The organism is Bacteroides sp. 224, assembly GCF_010500995.1.
In the GTDB taxonomy this organism is placed as follows: Bacteria; Bacteroidota; Bacteroidia; order Bacteroidales; family Bacteroidaceae; genus Bacteroides.
Genome location: NZ_QVMK01000018.1, coordinates 76834 through 103495 on the forward strand (window position 1 = coordinate 76834; position 26662 = coordinate 103495).

Below are 26662 nucleotides of genomic sequence, written 5' to 3' on the forward strand. Positions count from 1 at the left end.
TAATTGTAAACAGATGAATATACCAATCGATTTTATAGAACAAACCCGTACTTTGCTGGGTGATGCCGAATGTGATAAACTTATCAATGCGTTGGCCGAAAACTCTCCCGTAAGCCTTCGGTTAAATTCCTCTAAATGGAAGAATTGTCAACAAGAAATACCTGATACGCTGACCGATAGAGTGCCTTGGTGCGATACGGGATTCTATCTGGACGAGCGACTGACGTTTACCTTCGATCCGCTTTTTCATGCCGGGGCTTACTATGTGCAGGAGGCTTCGTCCATGTTTCTCGAACAGGCGGTGAAAGCCTACTTCTCTCAGCCTGCCACCGTCTTGGATTTATGCGCTGCGCCGGGAGGTAAGTCAACCCATTTGCGCAGTTGTCTGCCCGGAGGAAGCTTACTTGTGGCCAATGAGGTAATTCGGAGCCGTTCTCAAATATTGGCAGAAAATATCACCAAGTGGGGGCATACCGATGTGGTGGTAACCAATAACGATCCGGCCGACTTCTCTTCTTTGTACTCCTTCTTTGATGCCATTGTGGCGGATGTTCCGTGCTCGGGCGAGGGTATGTTTCGCAAAGATCCCGAATCGATGAAAGAGTGGAGCTTGGCAAATGTGGAAATCTGCCGGCAGCGTCAGCGGCGTATCATTGCAGATGTGTGGCCTTCGCTAAAGCCCGGTGGGCTTCTATTATACAGCACCTGTACCTACAATACTAAAGAGAACGAGGAAAATGTAGCTTGGATCAGCGAAGAGTTGGGCGCAGAAATACTCCCGATACAGACATCGGGATTCCCGGAGATTACAGGAAATCTGTTGGGAGAAGATTTTCCCGTTTATCGTTTCCTCCCTCATAAAACGAAAGGCGAAGGTTTCTTTTTGGCCGTTTTGCGTAAACATGAAGATGCGTCTGTTCGCGAAGCAAATTTAAAGAAACACAAAAATAGCAAGTTCGACTTTAAAGAGCAATGGCTGAAAGACTCGAATCGTTTTCAATTGCTTTTAAACGGACAGACGGTTTCTGCTCTACGTGAAGAATATGTGGGCAAAGCGGCTTTGTTGCAACAAGAATTGCGTATTGTTCAGCGTGGAGTTGCGTTAGGAGAAATAAAAGGCAAGGATGTTGTTCCGGCTCACGCATTGGCTATGAGTAATGAATATGCTTCGGGTTCCTTTTTCGTTTGGGAGATTTCTTATGAAGATGCTATTGCTTATTTGCGCAAAGAAGCCATTGTATTAGATGACGAAGTTCCTAAGGGCTATATCTTACTCACTTATCGTCAACTACCACTGGGTTTTGTGAAGAATATAGGTAACAGAGCTAATAATCTTTATCCGCAGGAGTGGAGAATCAGAACCGGATTTATGCCGGAGAGTATTAAATGTTTGTAGTACAGAATAGGATAGTTAAATAAATAGTTATACTTTTGTATAGGGTCATATAGAAATAAAATAGAGATTGAAACCATGAATATTAATCGCAAGCTTCCTATAGGGATACAGACATTTGAAAGAATACGTACCGAGAACTTTCTGTACGTTGATAAAACTGCTATGGTTTATCAACTTGTATCTGCTGCAACACCTTATTTCCTCAGTCGCCCCCGGCGTTTTGGTAAGAGTTTGCTTATCTCTACCTTCGAGTCTTACTTTGAAGGACGGAAAGATCTTTTCGAAGGGCTTGCCATAGCAGAGTTGGAAAAGGATTGGATTCAATACCCGGTTTTACACCTTGATTTGAATGCGGAGAAATATGATGCACCCGAGCGGCTTAACATAATCATTAATAGTTATCTGGCCCGATGGGAAAAAAAATATGGACGCAGTGAAGATGAAGATTCTCTTGCTACCCGTTTTACCGGTGTTATTCGTCGGGCTTACGAACAAACCGGTCGTGGCGTTGTGGTATTAATTGATGAATACGACAAGCCCCTGCTGCAAGCTATGCTTAATGAACCTCTACTGGAGGAGTATCGCCGCATACTGAAAGCCTTTTATGGAGTACTGAAAAGTGCCGACCGCTACTTACGCTTCGTATTCCTGACAGGAGTTACCAAGTTTGCACAGGTAAGCGTGTTTAGCGACTTGAATCAGTTGAATGATATTAGTATGGATTCATCGTATGCTACTCTTTGTGGTATTACAGCCGAAGAATTGGTAGAGGTGTTTACTCCGGAAATACATCAGTTAGGAAGTAATTATCAATTATCTTTTGATGAAACAGTCAATAAAATGGCTGCTCAATATGATGGGTATCACTTTTGTGAGAATTCTCCGGGTATGTTCAACCCATTCAGTGTATTGAACGCGCTGCAAAAAAAGAAGTTCGATAATTATTGGTTCCACACCGGCACCCCTACTTTCTTGGTAGAGCTATTGAAGGAAAGCGATTACGACCTTCGTTTATTAATAGATGGCATAGAGACGGATTCCTCTTCTTTCTCCGAATACCGTGCAGAAACGAGTAATCCTATTCCTATGATTTACCAAAGCGGTTATCTCACCATAAAGGATTACGACCCACGTTTTGCCCTTTACTTATTGAAGTTCCCTAATGATGAGGTGCAGTATGCCTTCTTAAAGTTCTTGTTACCATTCTACTCCCGTATCAATGAGAACGAACGAGGTTTCTTTATCGGCAAATTTGTTCAGGAGTTAGAACGCGGAGATATCCCTTCTTTCATGGAACGTTTAAAAGCTTTCTTTGCCGACATCCCTTACGAATTGAATGATAAAACAGAGCGACACTACCAAGTAGTGTTCTACTTAGTATTTAAACTTCTGGGTGAATATATCGGTGCAGAAGTGAGTAGTGCTCGTGGTCGTGCCGATGCCGTAGTGAAAACGAGTGATTATATCTATGTCTTTGAATTCAAATTGAATGGTAGTGCCGAAGCAGCATTACAGCAGATTGATGAAAAAGGATATCTATTACCATATACTGTTGATGGCAGGGAACTGATAAAGATTGGAGTAGATTTCAATAAAGAAGAAAGGAATATTGGTAGCTATTTGGTGGGTTAGAAAGTTCCTTATGATACTCACAAGCTTGAGTACAAACACTCAAAGGCATTGAGAACAAACACTCAAAGGCTTGAGTACAAACACTCAAAGGCTTGAGAACAAATACTCAAAGGCTTGAGTATAGATACTTAAGGGCTTGAGATTTTTTTCTCAAGCCCTTGAGAAAAATGAGAATCCGCCTATCTGATTTATAGCCTGTTGCGATAGATCTTCGCCATCGCCTTTTGGTATTGATTCTGTAGCTCCAGATAGTTCAGTTTGCTTTGGTAGATAACAGATACTTCTACAAAATACTCAATCATGGATATTTCTCCGCCAGTTAAAGCCTGTTTCAGTAGTTCCAAATCAGACTGTGCCTGGAAAGTCTTTTCATATTCCTGCATGGAGCTTCTTAATGCTCCGGCTTCTTCATAAAGTTGAGCTAATTCAGATTCTATCTGTAAAGAGGTATTTTCCTTTTGGTAAGATAAGTTCAATGTTTGAGCCTTAGCCATTTTAACTTTGTTCTTATTTTCGAAGATGGGAATGGAGAAGCCTACTACAAACCCGTTGAAAGGATCTCCCGATTCCGTGTTTCTGCGATATCCCAATTCTAATTTAGGCAACCACTGCGATTTGTTGACAGTAACTTGTTGACGTGCCGCGGCTACTTCTTTATTTATAGATTGCAACTCGAAATCGGTAGCTATTACCTCTGCCTTTAGCTCTTGTAAGTTTTCAGGGAAATGAACGACCGGATAGTCTGTTTCTTCAAAAACAATGACTTCATTGCCATTGAGCATTCTAAGCTCTTTCATCTTGTTTTGCAAAGTCGTTTCATTCATCGTTGCCTCTGTTTTCACGTTCAGCAATTCGAGGTTAATCTTATTGGTTTCAATAATATTGGCATCGCCGGCCTCCAATCGTTGTGTGTACATGTTCGAGAGTTGTTGCGCATTTTTAAGACGTTCATCTAAAATGAGCTTTTGCCTGCGTAACATGATGATGTCCAGACAAACCTCTTTGGCTTGAAGCAGCAGGTCGCGACGAATGATATCTGCCTGACCATCGAATGTTCCCATCTTTAATTTGTTCAGTTTATGACGACTGGCATACAATGTAGGGAAATCGAAAGATTGGGAGATCACCATTTCGCTGACCGTTGCATCACTATTCTTTTTGCCCCACAGGTGCGCATAAGAAACAGTTGGGTCCGGCAGGTTATTATCGGTTTTCGCCTCTAATTTTTGCGATTGGATCAGGCTTTCATTGGCTTTCAATTCTTTATTGTTTTGCTCAATCTCATTCAATATCCGATCTATGGAACTGGTTTGTGCCTGCGCTCCCATCGTTAGGAAGAGCGCGGCAGTGAATATAAATTGTTTCATACATTTTCTCCTTTCTTTTTAGTATGCATCATCAGATAAACAATGGGGATGATGAACCCATTTAATAAGGTAGAAGTCAACAATCCGCCTAAAATTACTTTGGCCATTGGGCTTTGAATCTCGTTACCCGGCAAATCACCGTTCAATGCCAGTGGGATAAGTGCCAGGGCCGAGGTTAAGGCAGTCATAAGTATAGGATTCAATCGGTCTAAAGAACCGTGAATGATGCTGTCGTACAGTCCCATGCCTTCTTCACTTTGTAAATGGTTGTAACGGCTTACCAATAACATCCCGTTTCGGGTGGCAATACCAAACAAAGATATAAAGCCGATAATGGCAGGAATACTGATTTCGCCCGTAGTGAAAAGAAGAATAAAGACTCCTCCGATAAGTGCCAATGGAAGGTTCAGCAAGATAATACCCGATTGTTTTACATTGCGGAACTCATTAAACAGCAATAAGAAAATAACGATAATAGACATGATAGAAGTCAGCAATAGTGTACGGCTGGCTGCTTGTTCACTTTCAAACTGTCCGCCATATTCTATGTGATATCCTTCCGGCAGAGAGATTTGTTCATCTACCAGTTTTTGAATGTCATTAACTACGCTACGCAAATCCCGGTCGGCTACATTAGCGGAGATAACGATCTTTCGTTTTACATTTTCTCTACTAATTGTGTTGGGACCCATCGACGAGCGAATATCCGCGATATAATTCAATGGCACTTTTTTACCGTCGCCCGTATCAATCATTAAATCAGCGATTTGGTTTGCTTTATCACGATTTTTATCGTTTACTTTAACGGTTAAATCAAAGCTTTTCCCATGTTCGTACACCTGAGATATTACCTCTCCGGCAAAGTTTACATTGACAAACTCCGAGAATTCGGGCATGCTGATGCCGTACTTCGCCATGATTTCCCGTTTAGGTGTAATTTTCAGTTGAGGGCGTTCTATCTGTTGCTCCACATTTAAGTCGGCAATACCTTCAACGCCGGCAATGCTGCTTTTAATTTCATTTCCTAAAGCAAACATTTTATTCAAATCATCTCCAAAGAGTTTGATGGCGATGTTAGCCTGAGTTCCCGATAACATAGCATCAATACGATGGCTGATGGGTTGCCCTATTTCTATATTAGCTCCTGTAATGGTACCTAACTTTTCGCGTACTTCCGCCATGAACTCACTGCGTGATCTCTTACCTAACTCGAAAGGCGCTTCAATCTCAGAAGTATTCACTCCTAAGGCATGTTCGTCGAGCTCGGCGCGTCCGGTTTTGCGGGCTACGGTTTGTATTTCAGGGATTGTTAATAGAAGCATCTCTGCGCGATGCCCCATTTTGTCGGATTCCTCAAGAGAGATACCGGGCAAAGAACTAACGTTAATTGTTAGAGAGCCTTCATTAAATGGGGGCAGGAAGCTGCGTCCCAATGTGAAAAAGCAGATCAGGGCTACCAGGAATAAACCAATGGTACTTCCTAATATTAGGCGTTTATGCTTAAGCGTCCAAACAAGTGCTTTTTCATATATCCCTTTCAGATAAATGGCAATGAATGATTCTTTCAGCGTTTTGTTTCCTTTATTGTTGTCCAGCAGATAGCTACAAAGCACAGGAGTAAGCGTAAGCGCTACTACCGTTGATGCCGATAATGCTACAATAAAAGCAATACCCAGCGGCACTAACATACGTCCCTCCATACCCGATAAGAAAAAGAGAGGTACAAAGCTGGCTACAATAATCAGGGTAGAATTCAATATAGGCATACGTACTTCCTTAGAAGCATTGAATACTACTTGAATGATGGATTCCTGTTCTTCTTGTGGTTTTAGCTTATTCTCGCGCAGACGCTTGAATACATTTTCCACATCTACAATGGCATCATCTACCAGTGAACCGATGGCTATGGCCATCCCTCCTAAACTCATTGTATTAATGGTAAGACCCATATAGTGCAATACCAGAATAGAAACAAGCAGAGAGAGTGGGAGAGTAACTAACGAAATAACCGTAGTCCGTACATTCCCCAGGAACAAGAATAAAATAATAACTACGAAAATACCCCCTTCCAGCAAAGAGCGTTGCACATTACCGATAGAACTTTCTATAAACCGGCTCTGACGGAAAATGTTGGTAGATACTTTCACATCAGGAGGTAGATTCTTTTGCAGATCTTGCAGGGAAGCTTCTAATTTATCCGTCAGTTCCAATGTACTGGTGGCTGGCTGTTTGGTTACAGTCAATAACACTGCGGCTTTTCCTCTTTCGGAGGCTGTTCCCAGTTTGGGAGTTTTAGCTCCGATGCCTATATCAGATATATCTTCTAATAGTACGGGGATATTATCAGTGTTTTTAACCATCACCTTTCCCAATTGCTCCAATAGAGTAGTTGAAAGCATACCACGAACAATGTATTCGTTACCAAATTCGTACAATACTCCGCCATTGGCGTTTTGATTCATGCCTCGGGTGGCAGTCATCACCTCATCCAAAGAAACGTTGTAATGTTTCATCCGTTCGGGAGACAGCAATATCTGATATTCTTTCAGATCGCCACCCAATACAGCAACTTGCGCCACCCCTCCGGTAGAAAGTAGTCGTGGACGAATCGTCCAATCGGCAATGGTACGCAGATCGAGCATGGAAGTTGAATCCGCAGTCAACCCTATAATGAGCATTTCTCCCAGAATGGAAGATTGCGGACCCAGCGTAGGATTGCCAACATTGGGAGGCAAAGACTCATTGACTATCAAAAGTTTTTCCGAAACAATCTGGCGAGCCAGGTAAATATCAGTGCCCCAATCAAACTCCACCCATACTACCGAAAAGCCTGTAGTGGAGGAAGAGCGTACACGGCGTACGCTGGTAGCCCCGTTTACTGCTGTTTCGATGGGGAAAGTGACTAATTGTTCTACTTCCTCGGTGGCCATACCGTTGGCTTCGGTCATGATAACTACCGTAGGAGCGTTCAAATCCGGAAATACGTCTACTTCTGTGTTTACGGCGGTATAAAGTCCGCCAATAATCAGAAGCACGGATGCTGCTAATATAATGAGACGATTATTTAGCGAATATTTTATGATTTTATTTAAAAATCCAGCCTCTCCCCGGCCCTCTCCTAAGGAGAGGGAGGAGGGAGTTACATTCTTTTTTGTTTTGTTCATTGTTTACTAAATTTATTCATACTGAGACTTTCAGATAAAAGGGAGAGGCTTTAATGTTCATGGCTGTGTGCCGGTAATACATTACTTGCAGAAGCAAGTTTTACCTGATAAGCTCCGTGAGTTACAATACGCTCTCCGGCAGATATTCCGGTTAGTATTTGTATGCTTTCACCATTATCTGCTCCTAAGGTGACTTCCTGTTTTTTATAACATTCATCATCCAATTGTTGATATACAAAGAAGCTTCCTTGTTCTTCTGTCAATGCGCTATGCGGCAGCGAAATCACATTATTTATAGGAGAAGAAAGCAGATAGATTTCCACAAATGAGCCGGGAAGAATATCTCCTTTGTTGTCGAACTCAAATGTTACAGGTACATAATAAGAATTATCTCCTGCTGCTTTTCCAAAGGAAAGTAAACGCCCCCCAAGATCATTTAACTGATATACTGCATTATTATAAGGAGTCTTAAAGTTGGCAGAGCTTATAGTATGCAGATGGCTGTAATATTTCTCGGATACTTCTGCGCGAAGGAATAATTTACGGTTTTGTGTAATACTTACTACCGGTTGTCCCACTTCTACATAATCTCCTTCTTTTACCAGGATGTTTTTAACAAAGCCTGTAATGGGAGAAATAATCATTTGACCGCCGGTAGAATGGTTTTTAGCTACTGCTTCATAGCTGATACGGGCATTCTGATATTCAAGTTCAGCCTGATTAAAGTCTTTCTCAGATACAATTTTGTTTTTAACCAATGCCTGCATGCGTTCAAACTCTTTTTGAGCTTTCTCAAATGTAACACGAGCCTTCTGAATAGGATCACCGTCTACCATATTTTTGGCAGATACAGTAAGTAAAGAACTACCTTTATTAACGCTCATACCTTCCAACAAACGGTTGCGGAAAGAAACAACACCTGCCACTGTGGCTACGGCTGTGGCTTCATCTCCTTGTGCAGCAAGAACTTGTCCGCTGGTTTTTATTACCTGATTGAATGTGCCGGGCTTAATTACTGCCGATTTAACTCCGGCTGCTTCTGCTTTTTCTTTGGAAAGTACAATTTCATCACTGTTTCCCTCTTCATGACTATGCCCGTGATTGTGGTCGTGATCGTGGTCATGATTGTGTTCTTGGTCATGGTCGTGGTCATGATCACATCCTTCATGGTTATGTGAAGTTGTTTGTTGAGCATGAGCACTGTGATCATGGTTATGTCCTTCGTGATTGTGCGAGTCTGCTTTAGAACGACTCTGGCAGGAACCCAGCAAGAAAAGTCCGAGAACTCCTACGAATATAAGTTTCTTCATAATAGATATGATTAATAAAATTAGTTTGTTATTTAAAATTGGTTGATATTAAATCTTCTGTGATAGATACGCGGAAAAAGCGGAATGAACGGAAGAACGCGGAAAAGATAAATATTTGATTATCAATTAATACGGATTTGCCCGGGAATATTAAATTAAAATTCCGCGTTCATCCGCTCATTCCGCTTTTCCGCGTATCCATTATTCCGATACGTAGAATCGAAGCTAAAGAGCCTTAGCAAGAAACAGGAGGTGCACGAAGCCCTGCGGCACGTGTAATAAACGTGCCGTGAAGCGATTCCCGATAGACATGATCATTATAATCGTCAGGATCTATGGGTTGTGTGATTAGTTTAAAAGTAGATTCAACAAGCAGAAAGACCATAGGAACCCAATCGAATTCTGCTATAAAATTTGCTTGTTGACGAGCCGATTCGGCATTAATGTTTTGGGTAAGACAATTGTTTGTACAACAAGGATCATCTCCCGGATGGTGGTGATGATGACCATGATGGTGGCAACCACAATCATTTTCTTTTATATCATCTTTCATGCAAATAATACCATTCCCATGATGATGATGGGGGATGGTTGGCATAACAACAAGTATCATACTCATTGTTAATAGAAAGATGGATATAAAAGTCTTTATCTTCATTGGGGTACAAAAGTAGGAGATTCAAATCTTAAAACCAAATAATCAAGATGCAACTTGGTTGCAAAGATTGATTAATGAATCTCTCATTTTTTCTCTAACTCTCTTAATGAGTCCATTTTCTTCTTTTCCAGGAATTCGTAGATTCCACTGAGGTGTTCAGTTACTTTTTTGTTACCAAACTCATATACTTTCGTTACCAGTCCGTCGAGGAAATCGCGGTCATGAGATACTACGATCAATGTTCCGTCGAAATCTACCAAGGCTTGTTTCAGTATATCTTTGGTTTTCAGGTCTAAGTGATTGGTAGGCTCATCGAGAATTAACAGGTTGACCGGTTCCAATAGTAACTTGATCATAGCTAAGCGAGTACGTTCTCCACCCGAAAGCACTTTCACTTTCTTGGTCGATTCTTCTCCTCCAAACATGAAGGCACCCAACAAATCGCGTATTTTATTGCGGATATCTCCTTTAGCAACATCGTCGATGGTTTGGAATACGGTGAGGTTTTCATCTAATAAAGAAGCCTGATTCTGTGCGAAATAGCCAATTTGTATATTATGGCCTAAAGTCAATGTACCATCATGGTCAATCTCTTTCATGATACATTTTACAAGCGTTGATTTTCCTTCTCCGTTTTTACCGACGAAAGCAACTTTATCTCCTCGCTCGATGGTGAGAGAAGCATTACGAAAAACCAACTGATCGCCATAAGACTTGCCTACCGCATCCATAATAACCGGATAATTACCCGAACGTGGAGAAGGAGGGAATTTTAGGCGCAATGCAGAAGTATCTTCCTCGTCCACTTCCAAAATCTCCAGTTTTTCGAGCATCTTCACACGGCTTTGCACCTGTAAAGTCTTTGAATAAGTTCCTTTGAAACGCTCGATAAACTCTTTTGTTTCCGCAATAAACTTTTGTTGTTCTTCAAAAGCCTTTTGTTGTTGTATACGACGATCCTGACGTAATTCAAGATATTTGGAATAGTTAACTTTATAATCATAGATGCGTCCCATTGTCACTTCAATGGTACGAGTGGTGATGTTATCTACAAACTTACGGTCGTGGCTGATTACGATTACAGCCTTGGCGCTATTGATCAGAAAATCTTCCAACCATTGAATAGATTCAATATCCAGGTGATTGGTAGGCTCATCCAATAAAAGTACATCCGGTTTTTGGAGTAAGAGTTTGGCTAATTCAATACGCATACGCCATCCTCCACTGAAATCGCTGGTTGGTTTATTGAAATCTTCGCGACTGAAACCTAATCCCAATAAGGCTTTTTCAACATCTTCTTCGTAGTTGGTAGCATCAATGGTATAGAACTTTTCGCTTAAAGCAGATACTTTTTCTATGAGCTCCATATAGCTGTCGCTCTCGTAATCGGTACGGGTTTCCAGCTCTTTGTTGAGTAGTTCTATTTCGGCTTCCATGCGGTGCAGATGCGCAAAAGCTTGTGCTGTTTCTTCGAATACAGTTCTTCCGTCTTCCGTCATTAGGTGTTGAGGTAAGTATGCAATAACGCATTCTTTGGGTGCAGAGATCTTTCCTTTGGAAGCAGCTCTTACACCGGCCAATATCTTTAATAGGGTACTCTTACCTGCACCATTCTTTCCCATAAGGGCGATGCGGTCTTTTTCATTAATAACGAAAGAAACATCTGAGAATAGGGTTGTTCCACCGAACTCAACAGTTAGTCCATCAACTGAAATCATACTTTAATTGAAATTTGAGGCGCAAAGATAAACATTTATATCGTTTTTTTTTCTAACTTGCACCCAAAACCTGCTATTTCAGAAATATACGAAGATACAGACTTATGGAAATGGAAAAAAATGCTGACGGTATACGTCCATTGATCTTAGTTGCGGAAGATGATGATAGTAATTTCAAATTAATTAAAGCTATTATAGGGAAAAAGTGTGATATCGTTTGGGCGCGAAACGGACAGGAAATGGTAGAATTGTTTACTCAGCACCAGTCTGAAGCCTCGGCTATTCTGATGGATATTAAAATGCCTGTTATGACGGGGTTGGAGGCTACTCAAATTATTCGTGAAATGTCTTCTGATATTCCTATCATTATGCAAACTGCTTATGCATTTAGTTCTGATAAAGAAAATGCAATGAACGCAGGGGCTACAGAGGTTTTGGTAAAGCCTATTACTTTAACTATTCTGAGAAATTGTTTATCGAAATACTTCCCCGAAATACAGTGGTAATAAAATATTAGCGTTTATTCGTCTACTTGAAATCTCATACTTACTTTCATCAGATTAATGGTATAAGTCACCACGTTTTGAGCTTCCTGAAGCATTGTAAGGTATACCAAACTTACCTTGATACTGTTGTTTTGACTTTGAATACGTTGTAACTCTTCGCGTTTAAGTGCAGATAGCTGATTGTTCAATGTATTTGATAAGCGAATATCTTCTTTAAGGTTGTCATAATCGTTGTTCTTTATTTTTTCGGAACAAGAATGTATTAACTCAACTATTCTACCGGAAAGTTCATTGAACTCTTCTTTTTGTGTTTGGTTTAGTGGGTTGAAGTTGTTGTCGATATGCTCTAATGCAGGTTCGCATAATCGGTCTATGGTGTATACTAATTCGCCTGCGAAGTCGTTTCCTTGATAGTAATACAATCCTTTTTCGAACAAGGTAGTGTTATCAAGATGAGACATTGCCATGGCACCTATTCTCCGCATTTGTTTAATAAGTTGTTTTTCGAACTTAATAGCTCCTTTGCTTTTTCGCAGTCCTCTCAAGTTTTCATCAATAAAAGAAGTTATAATGCGATTGAAGTTTTCTTCGGCAAAATCGAGAACCTTTCCTAATTCTTCGCGGGTATGTATGCGTAATAGTCTTAAAGCGTCACCGCTATTGGTGCTACGCATTAGTTGAGTAACGGTTTCGCTTACCTCTTCTTTTTTCTTTTTCTTGCTGAACATGGCTTGGCTACGAATCAGCATGAAAGCTGCAATGCCTGATAGGATTAAGATTGCTGCTGTTCCACCATAGTGAATAATTAGTGCAACAAAGAAACATAAGGTAAATGCGGCTCCGGCAGTAAGAAACCAACCACCTACAACAGATAAAACACCGGTGATGCGGAATACGGCAGAATCTCGTCCCCATGCACGGTCGGCAAGCGATGTACCCATAGCTACCATAAATGTTACATACGTAGTAGATAAAGGAAGTTTGAGCGATGTTCCCAATGCGATAAGTAATCCGGCAACAACCAAATTGACAGAGGCACGTACCAAATCGAAAGCGGCACCATCGGCAATAATGGCTTCGTCTTTACGAAAACGCGTATCTGCCCATTGCTTTGTTTTTTCCGGTATCCATTTGGATATACTGCTTCCTATATTCAGGCTGAGGCGTACAAAGGTTCTTGCCATTGGAGTGCTGCCGAACATTTCTTCTCCTTCGTCCTGACGAGATAAATCTACAGATGTTTTTATTACATTGTGAGCTTTCTTGGAAGTAAACAATGCATAAACCATAATAGCTCCTGCTCCTACCAGAAAGTACCAAGGGGTGGAGGCAGAACCTAATAAGGAAGTCATTAAGAAATTATCGGGAGTAACTCCCGGACCTTGGGCCACAAAGTCAATGTATGATGAATAGCCTGCCAATGGCACACCGATGAAGTTTACTAAGTCATTTCCGGCAAATGCAAGTGCCAAGGCAAATGTTCCTAATAATACCACTACCTTAAATACATTAACTTTGAGCCAATGTAATATCTGCATAAGTATCGTGAAGAAGAGGAAACTGTAACCCACAAGCATTAAGGTGTTTTCCTGAATCCATTGCTTGTTCTCGGCTGTCATGAAAGCACTGTCTTTTAAACCTTTAATCAACATAAAGTAAATGATTGCTGTTGCTGCAATACCTCCGAATAAGGCGATGCTGTACTTCATCCTTTTTTTGTAATTGAAGGTAAAGACGAGCCGGGCTATGTATTGAATAAACGTACCAAAGAAGAAAGCGATGGCCACCGATATAAATATAGCCATGATAACCGAGAGTGCTTTATCGGTATTTATCAGATCTCCTAAACCTATGCTGTCGTCATTATACACTTTGATTAGTGATATGGCAAATGTGGCTCCTAAAAGTTCGAATACCATAGATACCGTTGTGGATGTGGGTAAGCCCAGAGAGTTAAAGGTGTCTAATAGTACTACATCCGTCAGCATAACGGCCAGTAGTATGCACATAATTTCTGCAAAATAGAAGTTTTGCGGTTGATAGATACCATGCCGGGCAATATCCATCATGCCATTAGAGAGCGATGCTCCTACAAATATACCGATGGCAGCAATAAATAGCACCGTTTTAAAGGGGGCAGCTTTGGCTCCGATAGCAGAGTTTAAGAAATTTACAGCATCATTGCTCACACCCACTAAGATGTCGAAAATAGCAATGACGAATATAAAAATAACAATGCCGAGATAAAATGTTTCCATAAATACGTGTTACGTTATATCATGCAAAGAAATGATATTCTTATTGCATGGAGGTGTCAGGTATATTACAGAAATGTTTCATTTTTCTTTTTAAGATATTGATAGAAAGTGTATTGCGATCTCACGGGTTCCGCATTTGGATCTTTTTTAAAAACATTTTCCTGCTTTGCATTTACAAAGCAAGCTTTTTGATTGTCTTTTAACTGAATGGAGAGCATATCGATAACTTCCTCGCGTAAGTTGGAGTCTAATACAGGTACTATGGCTTCAATCCGGCGATAGAGATTTCTTCGCATCCAGTCGGGAGAACCTAAATAAACTTTCGGTCGACCATTATTCCCGAAGTACCATACACGGGCATGTTCAAGGAAACTATCTACAATGCGGGTGACGCGTATGTTACTGCTGTAGCTCTGTTCGGGTATGAGGCAGCAAATACCACGAACAATCAAGTCTATTTTTACCCCCTGTTGAGAAGCTTCGTAAAGTCGGTCAATCATAAGAGGATCTTGTAGTGCATTCATTTTGAGTACAATTCTTCCTCCTTTTCCTTGTTTAGCCAACTTTATTTCATTGTTGATAAGACGGTTTAGCTCCGGAATCAGGTTGAAACGGGCAACGAGCAATCGCTTAAATTCGGGTTTCTCTTTTCCTTGTAATGTAAGGAAAAGGTTGTGCAGATCGTTTACAACGGTCTGATTAATAGTAAAGAGCCCGATGTCAGCGTACAGCTTGGCAGTTTTTTCGTTAAAATTCCCCGTACTGATATAAGCATAACTACGTATTTGTTTACCCTCTGAATTGCGTCGTAACACTAAAGCAACTTTGGCATGTACTTTTAGCCCCGGTATGCTATATATAATGTTTATTCCGGCGGCTTTCATCATTTCTGCGGTGGTCAGGTTGTTTTCTTCGTCGAAACGGGCTTTTAATTCAACAAATACAGTCACCTTCTTGCCATTTTGTGCGGCAGCAATTAATGTATTGATAACTGCGGAGTTCTCGGCCACCCGATATTGGGTAACCATAATCTCTCTGGTTAAAGGATCGTGAACTGCTTCATATAAAAAATGAATAAAGTGTTCGAAAGAATGGTAGGGGTAATGCAACATCAAATCTCTTTGAGCTACATACCTGAATATAGATTCTTTATGGTCCAAGTAATTAAGTTTCATGGGTAGAGGCTTCTCGCTCCACTCAATCGCTTTATTGGGATTGGGCAAGTCGCGAAGATCTTCTAAGTTGAGGTGCTTATCTCCGGGAACCAACTCATTGCGGTCTATCTGAAAAGCATCTACTAAAAAAGAAAGAAAATCGTCGGGCATTTGTCGGTCGTACACAAAGCGGCTTACGGCTCCTATCTTTCTTTTCTTTACTTTCTTCTTTACCTGTTCTACGATGTCGGTATTCGATTCTTCGTCAATCAGAATATCGGCATCTCTGGATATCTTGATGCAAAAGCTACAATCTACATCGTATCCCGGGAAGATAACATCTAAATTGGCTTTGATTATATCTTCGGAAAACATCAGGTAGTAATTGCCTTCGTGTTCGGGCAATTCAATAAAGCGAGGTACTTTGAGGTAGGGTATCTTTATCGCAAAGTAGCTTACGGAGTCTGGTGCGTGCAATGGGAGGCCGCGCTTAAGGAGGCGCACGGCCAGATAAAGGCGCTTGTCTCTCAGAAACGAGCGGATTTTATCTTTAGATATCGGCACCGGTTGCAAGTAGGGGAATATCTCTTCCTGAAAGAAATCGCGTATAAACTGCTGATGGAAAAGTTCAACACTACGGCCTTGATAGAATATAATATGATTCTTACGTAAAGCCGGTAATATGCTACGTTCGTAGATGCGGACGCGCTCTTCCAATTGTCGGTTTACCTCTGCATTAATATCTTTCAGTAATTCAATGGAGGATTGCACAGTCTCTTCGTCATTTCGGGCTATGCCGGAGGCTATTGCTTTATGATCGCCCACCCGTACTTTATAAAATTCTTCGAGATTGGAAGAGTAGATAGAGATAAAGTTGATACGTTCGTATAAGGGTAAACGTTCGTCTTCTGCCTCCAATAGTACACGGTAGTTGAACGAGAGCCAGCTGATGTCTCTTTTGAAGTAGTTATATTTTTCTTCCATTATCTTAAAGCTTTTGCCCAAATATAACATCAACTAACCAATTTACCCAATCTTCATTGAATAAATTTTCCCTGAATTATAAGTAGGAATTCAAAATTAATTCATAATATGAGAAAGTCCCCCTCCGCCCTTTGGGCACCTCCCCCTTGCAGGGGAGGAGTCGATGCCGCAGGAATTCCTCCCCTGCAAGGGGGAGGTGCCCAAAGGGCGGAGGGGGTAATGATATAAACTAATTATGGACATCTACTTATGAATTAAAACTGCAATCATTTACCCCGATAGGGTATAAACTAATTCTGAGGGAAATGGGCTAATTATACTCCGGGGCATAAATGCTCCCGGCAAAAGAATGGGCTTGATAAATCAGCCCAAGTTTCATTCTCAGAGGCATTTATGCCGATATCTTCTTTGCCGGGAGCATTTATGCCCCAGAGTAAGTAGTGTTGGATTCAATTAGTAAGCAAAATATAGTCAGACCTAACAAGGCAAATGGTCAGACCTAATTATTGAAAAGATCAGACCTAATGTAGTGTTAGGTCTGACCTTATAAATTGTTACAATTTTGAAAGATATTTCTAATTATCTGTAGCTTCCGGAGATGCTTCTTCCTTTAGCTTTTCTTCTATTAGTTTATTATGCTCTTCTGCACTTACATAGTCTTTTTCGTCCAATCCTTTTTCTTTGATTGCACGATTCTCACAACGGCTGCAAAGTACAGTTATATTTTTCATTTCTTTAGACTGACTAACGCTTCCTTCGAATATCTCGTCTGTTCGGTTGGTATTAATGTATGAACAGTCGTTATATAAATGGTAAACTTTTCCGGATTTTGTCCAGTACACAAAGTCGTGTCCGTTGTTTAGCCATTCTACGCGATTAATTTCTTCGGTATATTTTTCTATTGAAGGAGGGTTGAAGTCAATGCCACAAACGGCAGCAATAATCAGTGCAACTCCTGCAATACCCCCTAAAATACCTTTTTGTTTTCCATCCAGATTTTTACTGGTAAGAATGAATATTACAAGTGGCACAAAAGCAATAATACTTGCAATAAGTCCTAACTGATTCTGCATAAAGAATTTGAACTTCTGCTTTTCCGAAGCTGGATCCAGTCGGTTCGACTTCTTCCATAAAATAGCTCCTGTTATTACCAATGCCAGATCGACCACCATCAAAACAATGATCCAAAGCATACTGATTGGTTCTTTAAATAAAAGAGAAATAGCCCCTATCTGAGCTCCTATTGCTAAGAACCAAAGAATTCCGGCAATAACGCGTAGTCTGGTTGCTTTACCCTTATTTTCGGGGGTAGGTACAAATGTTCTCGATTGGTTGCCGGATGGAGTTGACGAGCTTTCGCCATTAAGTCGGGTGATTTTTTTGTCTGTAGCCATGTTAATATATTAAGTATTAGTTGTTCTTTTAAGATCAGCTGCAAAAATACAATAAAAAACGACACATAGAAAGAAACCTGATGCAATGTTAAGTAAATGATATGGGTAAAGCCCCACAGGAGAAATTTATTCAGCGAAAATTAGGTAAAATCACTTAGTTGATGTTACCTTTACTCCATAAAACAACGAAACAGTGATAAGAATCGGACTATTATCGGATACGCATGCTTATTGGGACGAGAAGTACTTGGAGTATTTTGAATCCTGCGATGAAATATGGCATGTGGGAGATTTCGGATCGGTGGAAGTAGCACAAAAACTGGCTGCTTTTCGACCCTTGCGAGGTGTTTATGGCAATATTGACGGAAAAGAAATCCGCCAAATGTTTCCCCAGGTAAATCGCTTTACCGTAGATGGGGCCGAAGTGTTGATGAAACACATAGGTGGCTATCCGGGTAATTATGACCCTTCCATTCGTGGAAGTCTTTTGGTAAAGCCCCCTAAATTATTTATCAGTGGGCATTCGCATATCCTGAAGGTGAAGTACGATAAAACACTGGATATGCTGCATATAAATCCCGGCGCAGCCGGGAAGTATGGCTTTCATAAAGTACGTACGCTAGTTCGCTTTGTGATTGATGATGGGGTGTTTAAGGATTTGGAGGTGGTTGAGTTGGCCGGGTAAAGAGATTATTGGTTTTTTCTATATCCGAAAGCTGCACTTAGTCCCAGTTTTATGCTTAGATGCTGTCCCGTAAACTTCCTCCAATGTTTTTCTTCTACAATATCGGAAGTGTACATGTCTTTTTTTTGATACTCTATATCAATCTTTTTTAAAGCTTGCTTGTAGTTTATATCTAATGAAAGATGCAGATATTTTGTGATCTTGTAATTTAATGTAGCTCCGGGAAGAATATATCCAACAGTAGGGAGATGATTGTTGTCATCTGAAAAATACTTGATGTGATAGAGAGAGTTGCCGCCTTTTTCTTTTAACCTGCACGAATAGTATCCTACCATTGCGTCGCTAAACCCTATCCCTAAATAGGGAAGAAGACTGAAATGACGATTCTCTATACGATATTTTATTCCAAAGTTCATGTGAAAGGTATCATTAACATCATCATACCAAATATCATCTACATAGTACTGTTCTTGATCTTTGAGCTTTAATTCAGAGGGATCTTTTGATATTGACTGTGGAATAGAGAATGCGGTTTCTACAAACATTCCCCATTTAGGAAGCGGAAATACGGAATATTTGAATGAAACACCGGTGAAATTTTTACGATGAAGAATTTGTGAAGGTATTTCTGGTGTTGTTTTTGATAAATTAAAATCGTTACCTACCGATAAAGTAAGGTAATGAATATTACCGCTATGTAATTTTTGTGCATTTGCTGTAACACAAGAAATTAGGAATGTAAAAAGTATTAGATATTTAAAGTTCATATTGATTGAATGGTTTATCGGATTATTGAAGAGTAATAGTAGAAGAGGTGATTTCTATGATTTCATCATTTGTTTGAGTTATTTCAACACGAAATTGATGATCTCCGGCGAATGGTACAACTCGTAATGCTTTATAAAGATTTCTTAGTTTACCTGAAAAAGTTTGAATATTGAGACCCTCAGATGTTGGGTCGTCCATGGCTTCTTTTAGAGATAATGGATAATCAGCAAAACACTTGGATATATCACTTCCGGCAGGATGTTCTGCTGTAAAGTTGTTCAGGGTATATATCTTGATCGAAGAAATTTCAGGGTTCAACTTATATGTAGCATAGTCAGATTCCGGATTTTCTATTTCCTTAATCTCTAATTGTATTCGTAACATATAAGCCTCTTTCTTTATCGGGTCGGTATCACTAATAATGATTTTTTCTCCTTCGTTGTTTAGATGAAACAAGCTGACTTTTTCTAAAAAGGCTTCATAATAAACCGGTTCATATTCGAAACCCTCATCGCAAGTCATCGCCGTGCAAACCAACATTACCAGCAAACAGATAATAGAAAAATGTGTTATTCTCATAAGATATTAAATTGTGTGTATATTAGCTAAATGCAAAGCTAACGCAAATATTGCATAGCTTTCTTTCTTTTTCAGTTGTTTGTTTTAAAAAACTTTCCTTTCTTTGTTGGAGAATTGAATGATTTAAAATATGAAAACTTATCTTGTTACCGGTGCGGCCGGTTTTATTGGTGCCAATTACATTAAGTATATCCTGGCTAAACATGATGATATTAAAGTAGTGGTACTGGATGCATTAACCTATGCCGGAAATCTCGGTACTATTTCGAACGATATTGATGATGAGCGTTGTATCTTCTTTCGTGGCGATATCTGCGATCGGGAGTTAGCCGACAGGCTTTTTGGAGAGTATAAGTTCGATTATATAGTCAACTTTGCAGCCGAGAGTCATGTGGATCGTAGTATTGAGGATCCGCAACTTTTCCTTACTACTAATATACTTGGTACACAGAATTTGCTTGATGCGGCTCGTTGTGCTTGGGTAATGGGGAAAGACGAACAAGGATATCCCGTTTGGCGCAAGGGCGTACGCTATCATCAGGTATCTACCGATGAAGTATATGGCTCTTTGGGAGAAGAGGGATTCTTTACAGAAGAAACACCACTTTGTCCACATAGCCCTTATAGTGCTTCTAAAGCCAGTGCCGATTTTATTGTGATGGCTTACCATGATACTTATAAGATGCCGGTAACAATTACCCGTTGCTCCAATAATTATGGTCCTTATCATTTTCCTGAGAAACTGATTCCACTGATTATTAAAAACATCCTCGAAGGCAAGAAACTTCCTGTATATGGTGACGGAAGCAACGTGCGCGATTGGCTCTATGTGGAAGATCATTGCAAAGCCATCGATTTGGTAGTAACCAAAGCCGAGGACGGAAAGATATATAATGTAGGTGGACACAACGAAAAAACAAATCTGGAAATTGTAAAGCTGACTATAGCTACCATTCATCGACTGATGACAGAAAAACCGGAGTATCGGTCTGCCCTTAAGAAAAAAGAAACCGGAGCAAATGGTGAAATTGAAATAGACTGGATTAACAACGAATTAATAACTTTCGTAAAAGATCGTTTGGGACACGACCAGCGTTATGCCATCGACCCAACTGTGATAACCAATGAATTAGGTTGGTATCCCGAAACCAAGTTCGAAGACGGTATTGTGAAAACCATCGAATGGTATCTGAATAATCAGGAGTGGGTGAGGGAAGTTACCAGCGGAGATTATCAACATTACTACGAAAAGATGTACGGTAAACGCTAATTAGCCGATTACCATACCTAACGATAATAAAAAGCCCATCAATAGCATATTGCGTGAAGTTTCGCCTAAGATGCTGTTGAGGGCTTTTCCTTTATGTATCTTCACCATTTTATGCCAAGTGATAAAGTGAGGAATCAGGTATAGCTGAGGCAGTAATGCAGCATACCAATGATTATCTTTTAAAAACCAGAAACAAAGTAGTGATGCGGCTATCCCTAAAAATAAATAGAGATAACGCCCGAATGGCTCTCCAAACCGGACAATAATAGTGCGCTTTCCACTTTTCCTGTCAGCTTCTCTATCCCGATAGTTGTTGACTACCAACAAGGTGTCTACTATCAGTCCGCAAATTAATGAAGCTACCATAACCCCCGGAGTGATGTTTAGTGCCTGTACATAGTATGTGCCCCCCACAGGAACAAAACCGAAGAAGAGAATTACTAATAAATCTCCCCAACCGTTGTACGAAAGCGGATAAGGTCCCGTTGTATAGAGGAAGGCGAATAGTACACAAACGATACCTACAATAATTAACTGCCATCCTCCATATATAAGTAATGTGGAACCGGTTAAGCAGGCAATAATTACAGTGATTGCGATACCTATCTTCATGGCACCGGGGGAGATCCACCCTTGTGCACAGGCGCGTTCCGGGCCTAAGCGGTCTTCGCGGTCGCTGCCTTTCAGGAAATCAAAAAGATCATTGATGAAGTTGGCAGCAATTTGCATCAATCCGGCAAAAACTGCGCAGATAAGTGCGGGAAGCCACTGAAAGGTGCCATCCATATATGCCAATGCACTACCTATCATGACGGGTAGTAAGGCACCTGTCAGGGTTTTGGGGCGAGCGGCAAGAAGCCAGGCTTTGGCTGAATTTTGTTTTATCTCTATCATAGAACACATTAATTTATAATGCTTTCCGGTGTATTTTTATCAAAATGATATAGTTTTTACTCTTCTTTACAGCGTGCTGTTTTTTATTTGTTACTTTGCAAAAGTAAATAAAATAGTTTGTTAGGACAAAGGATACCTTATTATGAGTAAAATTATCTGTTGGCTGCTTGGAGTACTGTGTCTTTTTACCTCTTGTGCTTCTTTAAACTTCTCCAATCCCGGTATAGGAAGGGTTAAGAAGTATACTTTTGAACATAAGGATATTCCCTCTTCCTTTGACGGATACCGGATCGTGTTTATTTCCGACTTACATTATAAAAGCCTTTTCAATAAAAAACGATTAACGCGATTGGTCAAAACCATTGAGAAACAGCATCCCGATATTCTATTGATGGGTGGCGATTACCATGAAGGTTGCGAGTACGTACCCGAATTGTTTACTACCCTGTCTCGGATAGATGTTGAAGATGGTAAAATAGCTGTTTTAGGAAATCACGACTATGCCGCCTGCTATCAGGAGATAGTAAAAACTATGCAAGAGAATGAAATCCGTTTGTTGGAACATGAATTGGATACTATCAGTCGAGCAGGAGAGCAGATTATTATAGCCGGAGTGCGAGATCCTTTTAACCTGAAAGAAAATGGGCGTTCTCCTTCGTTAGATGTATCGGATGATGACTTCGTAATACTTCTTGTTCATACACCCGATTACATAGAAAATGTTCCAGTTACCCATACCGATCTTGCCTTGTCCGGTCATACTCATGGTGGGCAGGTTACTTTCTTTGGGCTTTATGCACCGGCGTTGCGTTCGCGCTATGGGCAGCGTTTTAGAACAGGATTGAAATATAATAGCGAGGGTATTCCTGTTATTATTACCAATGGTGTAGGAACTTCTCGCAAGAAAATTCGTGCTTTTGCGCCAAGTGAAGTGGTGGTTGTTAAGCTGAAGAGAAACAAGTCTTTATAGGTCTGCTTAAGTTTCATTTTCCCTTTGCTGCAAAGCACGACTTGGAATTGCTGCAAAGTGCGACTTGAGTTTGCTGCAAAGTAGTGGTAGTACTTTGCAGCAAAGACAAGCCGGTGTTTGCGGCAAACCAGAGTTGCACTTTGCGGCAAAGGGGAACAAGTGTAGTAACCTGGTTTTGTTGTTTTCTCATTTGAGCGAACAAATATTTTCATTTCAAATGTGAAATGTTTAAAAAAGACGTATATTTGCAAAATAAGATCCTTGTTCGCTTGAGGATTGTTTTTTTGAAATAAATGTATTTACAGTCAAATCTCTGAACTGAAAACGACCAAATAGATAAGTACACAGAGAGAAGACAAGGTGAATACATCCTGCATAGGGGTGTGTTCCTTTGGCTTTTTCTTACCGTGTGCGGGTTACTTGGTCGTACCTCAGTTCTGTAAGATAAGCGGAGGTTCGCACCTTTTTTATTTTTTTATAAAACGATAAAACAAAATATATCAAAACAATATAGAATAAAATACAACATTTAAGGTATAATGCTTCGTCAGCATTTTCTCAAAACTGAAAACGACCAATTTGTAAGTACACGGAGAAAAGCAGAAGGCGAATGCACCCCTTGTAAGGGTGTGTCTTCTTTTTTCTATCGACTTGGTTGGATTTCGACTAATGAGAGAGAGAATTGAAGATGCACCCTTTTATTTTAATTAATATAGAAATGAAGTACAAGAACAGAATCTACTTAATTTGTGTAACTCTTTTTTTAATCTGCAGTGTAGTTTTATTGACGGCAAGATGTGGTCGAGGAGGAAAAGAAAGAACAACCGGTCCAACGAGCAAATTTCCCACAGATACAGTGCCCTCCTGCCCTCCTTCTATTAAACCTACGATTAATGTTTACATAGAAAATTCAGGAAGTATGGATGGCTATGTAGCAGGTGCTACCGATTTTAAACATGCTGTTTATAGTTATCTAAGTGATATAAAAATTTCGAATATCACAAAAGAGATAAATCTTTTCTATATAAATAGCGAAGTTGTTCCTTATGGTAATGATATTTCGGATTTTATTGAAAAATTAGACCCAAATTCTTTTCGAATAAGAGGAGGGAATAGAAATACATCTGATATTTCTAATGTATTAAAAGCAATTTTGCAGGAAACCGAAGAAAATAAGATATCAATCTTTGTTTCCGACTGTATTTTTTCTCCCGGAAGAAACAAAGATGCTGACCAATATCTTATAAATCAGCAAATAGGAATAAAAACTAATTTTGCCGAACACTTAGGAAAGAATCCTAGTTCCACCATTTGTATATATCAACTTTCATCTCAGTTTGATGGTTTTTTTTACAACCGGGAAGATGAAAAAACAAAAATAAACAGTCGGAGACCTTTTTATTTATGGATTATTGGTGATAAGAAAAATGTTTCAGAATTATTAGGCAAGGTACAGATGTCTAAGATCAAAGGCAGTGGAGTGGAAAATGATTTTACGATTATGGCCGGCAATCAAACTATAGATTATGCAATTCGCCCAGGAACAGGAAAGTTTAGACTGAGTAAAAAAGATCCTAAAAAGGGGATTATGAAAGCTAAAAAGGATCGAAATGGGAAAGTTACTTTTGCTGTTAATGCAAATTTTTCACAGTTTCTTTTAGATGATACTTACTTGAAAAACATCAATAATTACGAGCTAAACGACAAAGATTATGAACTTACAATCACAAACAGCCCTAAAGCGAATAACAGATATACACATTCTTTGAATTTGTCATCTGATAAAATAAAGCCTTCACATCTTTCTATTAAACTGAAAACTCGTATTCCAGAATGGGTGGAACAAATAACAGACAGTGAGGGACTGGATATAAATGCTAATGGAGCCATAAACAAAACTTATGGATTTAAGTATTTAATAAATGGAGTTTATGAAGCATTTACTCAACAGAACAATTCTTACACAGAAATAAAAATAAGTATAAATAATTAAAGTATGGAAGACGTATTAGGAAGCATTTATTGTTGGTTCGAAAGTTTATTCGGACAAAATTTGGCGAACTATCTATGGGGGTACGACTGCGCTACGCAGGGATATAGTAATCCGAATATTTTTAATAGTATAGGACTAATTGCACTGGCTGTTTCATTTGTCAGCACAATTTCCTACTATTATATCATCAATCACCCACGCTTTAATCGATTATGGAGTTGGCTTCTTGTTCTTGTGATTAATGGAATAGCCAATTTATTAATTGGTTATTATATAACTGCAACTGATTTTGCAAACGGAACTATAGGTGATTGTCTTATGCATACTCGTGATGAAGCAGGAAATATCATATCTTGGCATATATTTGAAACCGACTGTTGGATGTTTGGAGTTAGCAATCTGATTGTATCTACCGGATTCTTTATTCTCTTTTCGCTGATTATTATAATTTTAGGACGCTTGATTCCTCAATTAGCCAGTCGAAACTGCAAATATTCACCTTTTTAAAATAAATTCATTTATGAGTAAACTATATATATTCGGAATAGGAGGCACGGGTTCAAGAGTTATAAAGTCGCTAACAATGTTGTTAGCAGCAGGAGTTGATTGCGGAGTTGATACTATAGTACCTATCATTATTGATCGTGATGCATCAAATGAAGATTTATCAAGAACAGAACTTCTTATTAAAGACTATGTTGAAGCTAATAAAATAGCTGAAACCAACGAAAGAAATAAATTTTTCAAAACAAGAATCGAGTTACTTGACAATAAGCTTTGCCTTCAATTAGTGGATAATACTCAAAATTTTGAAGATTTTATTGGCAAAAGAAGCATGAGTAAGGAAAATCAGGCTTTAGTTGATATGCTCTTTTCAAAAGAAACTCTGAAAATGGACATGACAGCCGGTTTTCAGGGTAATCCCAATATTGGTAGTGTGGTATTAAACCAATTTGAAAGCAGCCCGGTATTTAAGGCTTTTGCCAAAGATTTTAAAGATGGAGATAAGATTTTCATAATCAGCTCTATCTTTGGAGGAACAGGAGCAAGTGGTTTCCCTCTTTTAAGAAAGATTATTCACACCCCCAATGTAAAAGATAGTGATGGAGTGGTTTTAGATAATTGGGGATTAATAAATAGTGCTTTGATAGGCGCAATTTCTGTTCTTCCCTATTTTACCGTAAAATCTGCTACCGATAATAGTTTGGTTAACTCAGATACATTTATAGACAAAGCAAGAGCTGCTTTATCGTACTATAAAACCGAAGACAAAAACATAGATACATTATATTATATTGCCGACAAGCAAACAACCTCTTATGAACATAATAAAGGAGGAGAAACGCAAAGAAACAATGCTCATTTTGCAGAATTAGCAGCCGCCTTGTCCATACTGGATTTTGTAAACCCTGAAAAAAAGAACGAAAACATCCATAGAGATGAACGAGGTAAAATTGAAAAGACAACTTATAAAGAATTCGGTATTCAATCCAATGCTTTGGAAATCAATTTCGACAATTTGACAGATGAAACCAGAGCATTGCTCATCAATCCACTTTCACGTTTTTTACTGTTCCGGAATTATATGAAGTATGCTTTTGATGAACAACACAAATGTCAACCTTATGCTTGCAAGCGGTTTACAGGTAATTTTCGAAGAATAGATGCAGTGAGAAAAATGGAAAGTGTGCAAGATCGATTTTATGAATGGCTAAAGGAAATGGGAGATCAATATCACAAATTTGTTCCCTTTAATCTTACATCACATAATGCTTTAGACTTCATAAAAGGAAATGTTCATTACATTCAATCAAGAAGTTTTAAATATAAAAATTGGGCCATTGTAGATAATGAGCTAAACTATCAGATAGGAAAAATAAAAAAAACATCTGAAAATGAAAAGATATTCATTGAATTGTTTTTTCGGATGTCAGAAGCACTAATTAAATATAAAGACTAACC

At 39.4% G+C, this 26662-nt stretch carries 20 protein-coding genes; 9 read left to right on the forward strand and 11 right to left on the reverse strand.

Annotated features, from left to right (window positions below; translation table 11 throughout):
* Positions 1 to 13 precede the first annotated feature (13 nt).
* The gene (locus tag D0T60_RS10140) at positions 14 to 1396 is read left to right on the forward strand and encodes a methyltransferase RsmF C-terminal domain-like protein (RefSeq protein ID WP_163218069.1); all 1383 of its coding nucleotides are present in this window, start codon (positions 14 to 16) and stop codon (positions 1394 to 1396) included.
* 75 nt (positions 1397 to 1471) lie between these two features.
* Entirely contained in the window at positions 1472 to 3028 is a 1557-nt protein-coding gene (locus D0T60_RS10145; RefSeq protein WP_163218070.1) for an ATP-binding protein, read from the forward strand.
* 188 nt (positions 3029 to 3216) lie between these two features.
* On the opposite strand, the gene D0T60_RS10150 is transcribed toward D0T60_RS10145, so the two are convergent.
* The 5 genes from D0T60_RS10150 to D0T60_RS10170 form a co-directional block, all read right to left on the reverse strand.
* Positions 3217 to 4395: a TolC family protein gene (locus D0T60_RS10150; RefSeq protein WP_163218071.1), complete on the reverse strand. Its 1179-nt coding sequence runs from the start codon at positions 4393 to 4395 to the stop codon at positions 3217 to 3219.
* Positions 4392 to 7559: an efflux RND transporter permease subunit gene (locus D0T60_RS10155; protein WP_163218072.1), complete on the reverse strand. Its 3168-nt coding sequence runs from the start codon at positions 7557 to 7559 to the stop codon at positions 4392 to 4394. The genes D0T60_RS10150 and D0T60_RS10155 overlap by 4 nt, the downstream gene beginning before the upstream one ends.
* 50 nt (positions 7560 to 7609) lie before the next feature.
* Complete coding sequence (locus D0T60_RS10160) at positions 7610 to 8869, reverse strand: efflux RND transporter periplasmic adaptor subunit (RefSeq protein WP_163218073.1); 1260 nt, start codon at positions 8867 to 8869, stop codon at positions 7610 to 7612.
* 235 nt (positions 8870 to 9104) lie between these two features.
* Positions 9105 to 9527, reverse strand: a complete 423-nt coding sequence (locus D0T60_RS10165) for a DUF6769 family protein (protein WP_370524410.1) — start codon at positions 9525 to 9527, stop codon at positions 9105 to 9107.
* An 83-nt stretch (positions 9528 to 9610) separates the two neighbouring features.
* Positions 9611 to 11245 carry an ABC-F family ATP-binding cassette domain-containing protein gene (locus D0T60_RS10170; protein WP_163218075.1) on the reverse strand — a complete coding sequence of 545 codons (1635 nt, stop codon included), beginning with the start codon at positions 11243 to 11245 and terminating at the stop codon, positions 9611 to 9613.
* 104 nt (positions 11246 to 11349) lie between these two features.
* Between D0T60_RS10170 and D0T60_RS10175 the strand changes: the two genes are divergently transcribed.
* Entirely contained in the window at positions 11350 to 11751 is a 402-nt protein-coding gene (locus D0T60_RS10175; protein WP_163218076.1) for a response regulator, read from the forward strand.
* A gap of 14 nt (positions 11752 to 11765) precedes the next feature.
* Here D0T60_RS10175 and D0T60_RS10180 read toward each other — a convergent pair whose 3' ends face one another.
* From D0T60_RS10180 to D0T60_RS10190, 3 genes are all read right to left on the reverse strand, one after another.
* Positions 11766 to 14009 (reverse strand): inorganic phosphate transporter, encoded by a 2244-nt coding sequence (locus D0T60_RS10180; protein ID WP_163218077.1) that lies wholly within the window; start codon positions 14007 to 14009, stop codon positions 11766 to 11768.
* Positions 14010 to 14074: 65 nt separating this feature from the next.
* Positions 14075 to 16147, reverse strand: coding sequence for an RNA degradosome polyphosphate kinase (locus tag D0T60_RS10185; RefSeq protein WP_163218078.1), 2073 nt, complete (start codon positions 16145 to 16147; stop codon positions 14075 to 14077).
* A 575-nt stretch (positions 16148 to 16722) separates the two neighbouring features.
* Positions 16723 to 17541: a hypothetical protein gene (locus D0T60_RS10190; RefSeq protein ID WP_163218079.1), complete on the reverse strand. Its 819-nt coding sequence runs from the start codon at positions 17539 to 17541 to the stop codon at positions 16723 to 16725.
* A gap of 193 nt (positions 17542 to 17734) precedes the next feature.
* Here D0T60_RS10190 and D0T60_RS10195 point away from each other — a divergent pair, with 193 nt between their 5' ends.
* The gene (locus D0T60_RS10195; RefSeq protein WP_163218080.1) at positions 17735 to 18226 is read left to right on the forward strand and encodes a metallophosphoesterase family protein; all 492 of its coding nucleotides are present in this window, start codon (positions 17735 to 17737) and stop codon (positions 18224 to 18226) included.
* 5 nt (positions 18227 to 18231) lie between these two features.
* On the opposite strand, the gene D0T60_RS10200 is transcribed toward D0T60_RS10195, so the two are convergent.
* Positions 18232 to 18993, reverse strand: coding sequence for a hypothetical protein (locus tag D0T60_RS10200; RefSeq protein ID WP_163218081.1), 762 nt, complete (start codon positions 18991 to 18993; stop codon positions 18232 to 18234).
* A 22-nt stretch (positions 18994 to 19015) separates the two neighbouring features.
* Positions 19016 to 19573 (reverse strand): DUF5034 domain-containing protein, encoded by a 558-nt coding sequence (locus D0T60_RS10205; RefSeq protein WP_163218082.1) that lies wholly within the window; start codon positions 19571 to 19573, stop codon positions 19016 to 19018.
* Positions 19574 to 19703: 130 nt separating this feature from the next.
* On the opposite strand from D0T60_RS10205, the gene rfbB reads away from it, so the two are divergent.
* A complete protein-coding gene (gene rfbB, locus D0T60_RS10210) occupies positions 19704 to 20843 on the forward strand; it encodes a dTDP-glucose 4,6-dehydratase (RefSeq protein WP_163218083.1) in 1140 nt (379 codons plus the stop codon).
* Here rfbB and D0T60_RS10215 read toward each other — a convergent pair whose 3' ends face one another.
* Positions 20844 to 21737, reverse strand: coding sequence for a 1,4-dihydroxy-2-naphthoate polyprenyltransferase (locus D0T60_RS10215; RefSeq protein WP_163218084.1), 894 nt, complete (start codon positions 21735 to 21737; stop codon positions 20844 to 20846).
* A 142-nt stretch (positions 21738 to 21879) separates the two neighbouring features.
* Here D0T60_RS10215 and D0T60_RS10220 point away from each other — a divergent pair, with 142 nt between their 5' ends.
* The 4 genes from D0T60_RS10220 (at position 21880) to D0T60_RS10235 (ending at position 26660) form a co-directional block, all read left to right on the forward strand.
* Positions 21880 to 22707 carry a metallophosphoesterase gene (locus D0T60_RS10220; protein WP_163218085.1) on the forward strand — a complete coding sequence of 276 codons (828 nt, stop codon included), beginning with the start codon at positions 21880 to 21882 and terminating at the stop codon, positions 22705 to 22707.
* A gap of 718 nt (positions 22708 to 23425) precedes the next feature.
* Entirely contained in the window at positions 23426 to 24700 is a 1275-nt protein-coding gene (locus tag D0T60_RS10225) for a hypothetical protein (protein ID WP_163218086.1), read from the forward strand.
* Between the two features lie 3 nt (positions 24701 to 24703).
* Positions 24704 to 25207, forward strand: a complete 504-nt coding sequence (locus D0T60_RS10230; protein WP_203558315.1) for a hypothetical protein — start codon at positions 24704 to 24706, stop codon at positions 25205 to 25207.
* A gap of 13 nt (positions 25208 to 25220) precedes the next feature.
* Positions 25221 to 26660 carry a hypothetical protein gene (locus tag D0T60_RS10235; RefSeq protein WP_163218087.1) on the forward strand — a complete coding sequence of 480 codons (1440 nt, stop codon included), beginning with the start codon at positions 25221 to 25223 and terminating at the stop codon, positions 26658 to 26660.
* Positions 26661 to 26662: the final 2 nt, after the last annotated feature.